At 70.0% G+C, this 6,601-nt stretch carries 7 protein-coding genes; 6 read left to right on the top strand and 1 reads right to left on the bottom strand.

Annotation, left to right across the window (positions count from 1 at the left end; translation table 11 throughout):
* Positions 1-26: 26 nt before the first annotated feature.
* Entirely contained in the window at positions 27-668 is a 642-nt protein-coding gene (locus ACQ3HB_RS13955; protein ID WP_430920672.1) for an HAD family hydrolase, read from the bottom strand.
* Positions 669-770: 102 nt separating this feature from the next.
* Here ACQ3HB_RS13955 and ACQ3HB_RS13960 point away from each other — a divergent pair, with 102 nt between their 5' ends.
* The 6 genes from ACQ3HB_RS13960 (at position 771) to ACQ3HB_RS13985 (ending at position 6,547) form a co-directional block, all read left to right on the top strand.
* Positions 771-1,649, top strand: coding sequence for an ADP-dependent NAD(P)H-hydrate dehydratase (locus tag ACQ3HB_RS13960; protein ID WP_430920673.1), 879 nt, complete (start codon positions 771-773; stop codon positions 1,647-1,649).
* 139 nt (positions 1,650-1,788) lie between these two features.
* Positions 1,789-2,310, top strand: coding sequence for an FMN-binding protein (locus tag ACQ3HB_RS13965; RefSeq protein WP_430920674.1), 522 nt, complete (start codon positions 1,789-1,791; stop codon positions 2,308-2,310).
* Positions 2,294-3,187, top strand: a complete 894-nt coding sequence (locus tag ACQ3HB_RS13970) for an FAD:protein FMN transferase (protein ID WP_430920675.1) — start codon at positions 2,294-2,296, stop codon at positions 3,185-3,187. The genes ACQ3HB_RS13965 and ACQ3HB_RS13970 overlap by 17 nt, the downstream gene beginning before the upstream one ends.
* Entirely contained in the window at positions 3,184-4,710 is a 1,527-nt protein-coding gene (locus ACQ3HB_RS13975) for an FAD-dependent oxidoreductase (RefSeq protein ID WP_430920676.1), read from the top strand. Before ACQ3HB_RS13970 ends, ACQ3HB_RS13975 begins: the two co-directional genes overlap by 4 nt.
* Before the next feature lie 78 nt (positions 4,711-4,788).
* Positions 4,789-6,228: a glycosyltransferase 87 family protein gene (locus ACQ3HB_RS13980; RefSeq protein ID WP_430920677.1), complete on the top strand. Its 1,440-nt coding sequence runs from the start codon at positions 4,789-4,791 to the stop codon at positions 6,226-6,228.
* Between the two features lie 4 nt (positions 6,229-6,232).
* Positions 6,233-6,547, top strand: a complete 315-nt coding sequence (locus tag ACQ3HB_RS13985) for a thiamine-binding protein (protein ID WP_430920678.1) — start codon at positions 6,233-6,235, stop codon at positions 6,545-6,547.
* Positions 6,548-6,601 lie beyond the last annotated feature (54 nt).

Here is a 6,601-nt window from a genome sequence, read left to right on the forward strand (position 1 = left end):
CCTTCGGTGGGTTGTGGATCGGCGACTCAGCTGGAACGCACTGCCGTCGTCGTTTCCGACAACTCCTCGAGGAAGGTGCGCATTCCCGCAGCGCCTGTGAAGTGGTGAGCGGTCGCTCCGAGGGCGACGGCGGCATCGACGTTCTCGATGCGGTTGTCGATGAAGATGAACTCGGCGGGGGAGACGCCGAGGGCTCGCATGGTCTCGAGGTAGATGGCGGGATCAGGCTTCACGAGGTCCATCTCCGCGCTCACGAAGACGCGCTCGAAGAAGCGGGAGAGCGGGCCGTGGCGGTAGAAGCCGCCGAAGTCGGTACCTGCGTTCGAGAGGATGGCGAGCCGGGTGCCTCCGGCGTGGAGCGCTGCGATGGCATCGAACACCTCTGTGTTGATGCTGAGCCAGCTGCGGAAGTCCGCGATCCACAGTCGTTGGATGGTGGCATCGGACCAGTCGGCACCGATCTCGTCGCGGATGGTGGTCCAGTAGTCGGTGACGCTCAGCGAGCCGAGGTCGAGCGCATCTCGCAAGCGCCAGTACGGCGGCCAGAACACCTCCGGATCGACCTCGGCGACGGCCAGGAGCGCGTCGCGATCGGCTTGGACCGGGGTGACGGAGATGACTTCGCCGTAGTCGAAGACCACCACTCGTCCGGGGATGCTGATCGGCATGGACCGTCCTTTCGATTTCGTCAACGCTAACCCACGGCGGCATCGGGAACCGGTTCTCCACAGGGCCCATATCGCGCTCACAGGGCCCGTATCGTAAGGAGCATGCCTGAACTCATCGAGTGGACGACGGAACTGCTGCGCGAGTGGATCGTGGAACCGAAGCCGGAGGACGACAAATACGCGCGGGGCGTCCTCGGCGTCGTGACGGGCTCCGATCGCTATCCCGGCGCGGCCGTGATCGGGGTCGAGGCGGCGAGCCGGACGGGGCTCGGGATGCTGCGCTACCTCGGTTCGGAGCGGGCGGCGTCGTTCGTCCTGCAGCGTCGCCCGGAGGTCGTCACTGCGGACGGCCGGGTGCAGGCGTGGCTCCTCGGGTCCGGCATGGACGCCGACGCGCTCACGACGCACGAGGGATCGCTCATCGATGCGGCGCTGCGGTCCAGCGAACCGGTCGCGGCCGACGCCGGCGCGCTCCGCCGGGTGACAGCGGGAGGACTGCATCGCGGATCCGGCACGGGTGCAGGGGCGGATGACGCATGGCGCGTCGTCGTCACCCCGCACGCCCGAGAACTCCTGACGATGCTGAGCGGGCTCGGCGTCACCGCCGACCTCGACGCCGTCCTCGCCGACCCGTCCCGGTTCGCGGCGCAGGTGGCCGAACGGCTCGGCGTGGTCGTGCTGCTGAAGGGGACCATCACGCACGTCCTCGCGCCCGACGGCACGGGGATCACCGTCACCGGCGGGCCTGCCTGGCTCGCGACGGCCGGGACGGGCGACGCGCTGGGCGGTATCCTCGGCGCCCTGCTCGCGACCAACGCGTCCCGCATCGCCGCCGACCACCGTGTGCTCGCACCCATCGCCGCATCGGCCGCCCTGCTGCACGCGCTCGCCGGCCAGGCCGCCGCGAAGGACGGGCCGCTCGTCGCGCTCGACGTCGCTGAGGCCGTGCGCGGGGTCGTCGCGGAACTGCTCAGGGACTGACGGCCGAAACGGGACCCGGTCCCGCGACTCCTGGTCCACAGCCGATCCGGCCGAACTTCCAGGACGCTCATAGCTTGCGCATAGGAAGCTTCAACACACTGTTCGACAGGCGCCCCAGCCGACGATGAGGAGACCACAGATGGACATGATCCCCGCCAACCGGAAGCCACGACTCTCGCGGACCGCGACGAAGACGACGTTCGCGGCGCTCGCAGGGCTCACCCTCGTCGGCACGCTCGCCGGTTGCTCGGCGGCGGCCGACGCGGAATCGGGTTCCGGGGCCGCGCCGCAGGGCACCTCGTCGAGTGCGGCTCCGAGCGCATCGAGCACGACCGACGCCTCCGCGTCCTCCGGCTCCGCGAGCTACAAGGACGGCTCCTACACGGCCAAGGGCAGCTATCAGTCGCCCGGCGGGGAGGAGGACCTCACGGTCACCGTCACCCTGACGAAGGACGTCGTGACGGCCCTCGACGTCGTCTCCGGCGCCAACAGCCCGAACGGCAAGCAGTTCCAGGCCAAGTTCATCTCCGGCATCCAGAGCGAGGTCGTCGGCAAGGACATCGACTCGCTCAAGGTCTCGAAGGTCGCCGGTTCCTCGCTCACGAGCGGCGGATTCAACGAGGCGATCGACGAGATCAAGGCGGATGCGGCCGCGAGCTGATCCGGTGATCCGCCAGGGGAGGCCGTTCGAGGCGATCGGGACGTCGTGGCAGATCGACACGGCCGAACCGCTCGGCGACGACCTCGCCGAAGCGTTGGCGGACCGCATCGAGCGTTTCGATGCGACGTACTCCCGCTTCCGTGACGACTCGCTCGTGGCCCGGTTCGCACGGGGGCCCGCGAGCGAACCCTTCCCCGAGGATGCGTCTGCGCTCTTCGCGCTGTACCGCGCACTGTTCGATGCGACGGGCGGCGCGGTGAGCCCGTTCGTCGGCGCATCGCTCGAACGCCTCGGCTACGATACCGCGTACTCGCTCGTCCAGGCGGGGCCGGCGATCGGTGCACCCGTCTGGGACGACATCGCCGCGTGGGACGCGGAGACGCGCACGCTCACCACGACGACCGCGGTCGTGATCGACGTCGGAGCTGCAGGCAAGGGCTACCTCGTCGACATCGTGGCGGACCTGCTGCACGATGCCGGGCACACGGCGTTCACGATCGACGCGTCCGGCGACCTCCTGCACCGTGGCGGCATCCCCTTGCGGGTCGCGCTCGAGCACCCGTACGACCCGCGGAAGGCGATCGGCGTCGCCACGATGACCGACGGCGCACTCTGCGCATCCGCCACCAACCGACGCGCGTGGGGATCCGGCCTCCACCACGTCATCGACGGTCGCACCGGACTCCCGACGAACGAGGTCGCGGCGACGTGGGCGACCGCACCGTCCGCGATGGTCGCCGACGGCATCGCCACAGCACTGTTCTTCACCGACCACGGCATCCTCGCACCGCGCTTCGACGGCGTCGAGAGTGTCAGGATGTTCACCACCGGCCTCGTCGACACCTCGGCCGGCTTTCCAGGGGAGTTGTTCACATGATCGGTGGAGGCCGTCTCGCCTACCTCTTCGACACCGTGCTCGGGCGGGTGACGATGTACCGGCTCGTGACGCTCTCGCTCGGCACCCTCGCGCTCTACGCCTTCATCCTGTCGCTCCTCGGGAAGGTGTTCTACACGCCGCTCGAGCTGCTCGCGACGGCGGCCGTGCTCATCGTCGTCGGCTATGGCGGCAACCGGCTCTTCGGCGCGCTCTTCCGGGTGCGACCGCACGGCGAGTCCGCCGTCATCACCTCGCTCCTGCTGTTCTTCATCCTGTGGCCGAGCACCGACCCGCTCGCGCTGCTCTGGATCGCACTGGCCTCCCTCATCGCTCAGGCGGGCAAGTACGTGCTCGTGTTCCGGAAGCGCCACATCGTGAACCCGACGGTCGTCGCGGCCGTCGTCATGAGCGTGAGCGGACTCTCGCCGTCTGTGTGGTGGGCGGCGAGCCCGTACCTGCTGCCGGCCGTCGTGGTCCTCGGCTTCCTCGTGCTCTATCGGACTCGGCGACTCGCGATGGCCGGGACGTTCATCGTCGTCGCGTGGGCGCTCGTCACGATCCGCCTCGCGGCTTCCGGCCAGGAACTCGGTGCCGCGGCTCTCGCGCCACTCACCTCGTACCCGATCGTCTTCCTCGCGGCGTTCATGCTGAGCGAACCGCTCACCCTCCCGCCGCGCCGCTGGCAGCAACTCGTCGAAGCCGTGCTCGTCGGCGTCGTGTTCGCCGTGCCGTACGCCTTCGGGCCCGTCTTCTCCACGCCGGAGCTCGCACTCCTCGTCGGCAACCTGTTCGCGTTCGCCGTGAGCCGCCGGTCCGGCATCCGACTGCGCCTCGATCGGACCACGCAGCTCACCCCGACGGCCGTGGAGTACAGCTTCACGGCGACACGACCGGTGTCGTTCGTGGCCGGACAGTACCTCGAACTGACCCTCCCGCACCGGAGGGCCGACGTGCGGGGGACGAGACGGACGTTCAGCATCGTGTCACCTCCGGAGGACGGCCACACGATCCGGGTCGCGATGCGGATGCCCGAGCGGGCGAGCAGTTTCAAACGTGCGCTCGCGACGCTGCCGGTCGGCGGTTCCGTCTCCGCCACCGGTGTGTGGGGCGACTTCGTCCTCCCCGCCGATGAGACGCGCCCGCTCCTCCTCATCGCCGCCGGCATCGGGATCACCCCCTTCGCCTCGCAGCTCGCGCAGCTCCACGTGCGGCGACAGCAGCGCGACATCGTGCTCGTGTACGTCGTCTCCGGGACCGAGGAACTCGCGTACGCGGCGGAACTGCAGGCGTGGGGCGTGCGGGTGTTCGTGGCCGCGCCGGTCGCTCCAGAGCCACTCCCGGCCGGCTGGACGTACCTGGGACCTGGGCGGATCGACCACGAACGGCTCGTCGACGCCGTTCCGGACCTCGCCGCGCGGGAAGTGCTCATCTCCGGCCCGCCCACGCTCATCGACGCCCTGAAGCCCGCCCTGCGCGGTGTCGGCGCGACGCGCGTGCGGACCGATGCGTTCAGCGGGTACTGAGTCGCCGGTCGTGATCGGCCGGGGCGCCTGTCACCCGATGTCCAGGTCTCCGGCCGCGGCCGCCCCTAGGATGATCACGTGACTCGGCGATGGCTCCTCTGGTCCGGCTTCGCCGTGGTCCACATCCTGCTGATCTGGCTGTGCCTGGCGGCCCCAGGACAGCCGATCGGCGATGTGACGGGCGTGTACCTCCCGTGGGTCCAGAACGCGACGAACGGCGGCCCGATCCCCGGCGTCGACGTGAGCTTCGTCTACCCGATCCTCGCGATCGTGCCGATGCTCCTCCCGCTCCTCGCAGGACCCGCCTGGTACGGCTTCGCGTGGCTCGTCCTCGTGTCGATCCTCAACGCGGTCGCCTTCGGCGTGCTCGTCGGCAACGGCGCCTCCAAGCACCGCTCCGCAGCGGCCTGGTGGTGGCTCGGCTTCCTCGTGCTGCTCGGCCCCATCGCCCTCGGCCGCATCGACTCCGTGACCGTGCCGATCGCGATCCTCGGCCTCCTCTGGGCCGCGGGGCGACCGCGCAGAGCGACGATCCTCCTGACGGTCGCCGCCTGGATGAAGATCTGGCCGGCCGCCCTCGTCGCCGCCCTCGTCATCGCGCTCCGCCGCCGGCTCGTCGTGCTGCTCACGGCCGTCGCGACGGCGCTCGCCGTGCTCGTCGTCGGCTTCGCGATCGGTGGATCGCACGTGCTCAGCTTCGTGACCGAGCAGACGGGGCGCGGACTGCAGGTCGAATCGCCCATCGGGAACGTGTACCTCTGGATGGCCGTCGCCGGCGTGCCGGGGAGCGGCGTCTATTACGACCACCAGATCCTCACCTTCCAGGTCTCCGGACCGGCCGAGGCCGCAGTCGCCTCGATCATGACGCCCATCCTCGCCGTCGCCGTGCTCGCCATCGTGCTCATCGGGGTCCTCGCCATGCGCGCCGGACGCCACGTCGTCCAGATCCTGCCAGCCCTCGCCCTCGCGTTCGTCCTCACCCTCATCGTCTTCAACAAGGTCGGTTCGCCGCAGTTCGTCACCTGGCTCGCAGCCCCCGTCATCCTCGGGATCGTCTACCGCGGGCGCCGGTTCGCGACGCCCGCCCTCATCGCCCTCGGCATCGCCGGTCTCACGCAGCTCTTCTACCCGTACCTGTACCTCTGGCTGCTCGGCGAGGACCCGGCGATGGTGACCGTCCTGACGCTCCGCAACCTCCTGTACTTCGCGCTCCTCGGCTGGGCCGTCTGGTCGCTCGTCGTGCCGCCGAGGGTCGAGCTCGTCGTCGATCCGGAACGGCTGGGAGGGCACGCCGCGCGGGCGCCTCGGGTCCGGCGTGGGGCGCGTTCGGAATCTGTGGCTCCCGGGTCGTCTGCGGTGCCTTCAGGGTCGACTTCCGCGCCTTCCGGGTCGTCGACGCCTCCGTCGTCCCTGGCCTCCTCGCCGTCTGCTGTGCCTTCCGCGCCTCCCGCGCCTTCCGTCCGCACCGCCCGCAACCCGATCGATCCGGCGCGTCCGGCCGATCAGAACCTGGAGTGATCCCATGCTCGTCGCCTTCTCCGTCGCACCCTCCGGCAGCGGCAACGCCGATGCGTCCGTCCACGATGCCGTCGCTGCAGCCGTCGCCGTCGTGCGTGACTCGGGTCTCCCGAACCACACGGACTCGATGTTCACCACGATCGAGGGCGACTGGGACGAGGTCTTCGACGTCGTGAAGCGTGCGACCGAGGCCGTCGGCGCGTTCGGCAGCCGTGTCTCGCTCGTGCTCAAGGCCGACATCCGTCCCGGGTACACGGGCGAGCTCGACGCGAAGGTCGAGCGCCTCGAGGCGGCGCTCGAGGAACGCGCGGGCGCGTAGGCCGGAGGACGCCCGGCCGCTGGGCGCCCTCGGCGTCGCCCGCGTGCACCGGCG

Origin of the sequence: Plantibacter lichenum, assembly GCF_050587525.1 — a bacterium.
Lineage (GTDB): Bacteria > Actinomycetota > Actinomycetes > Actinomycetales > Microbacteriaceae > Plantibacter.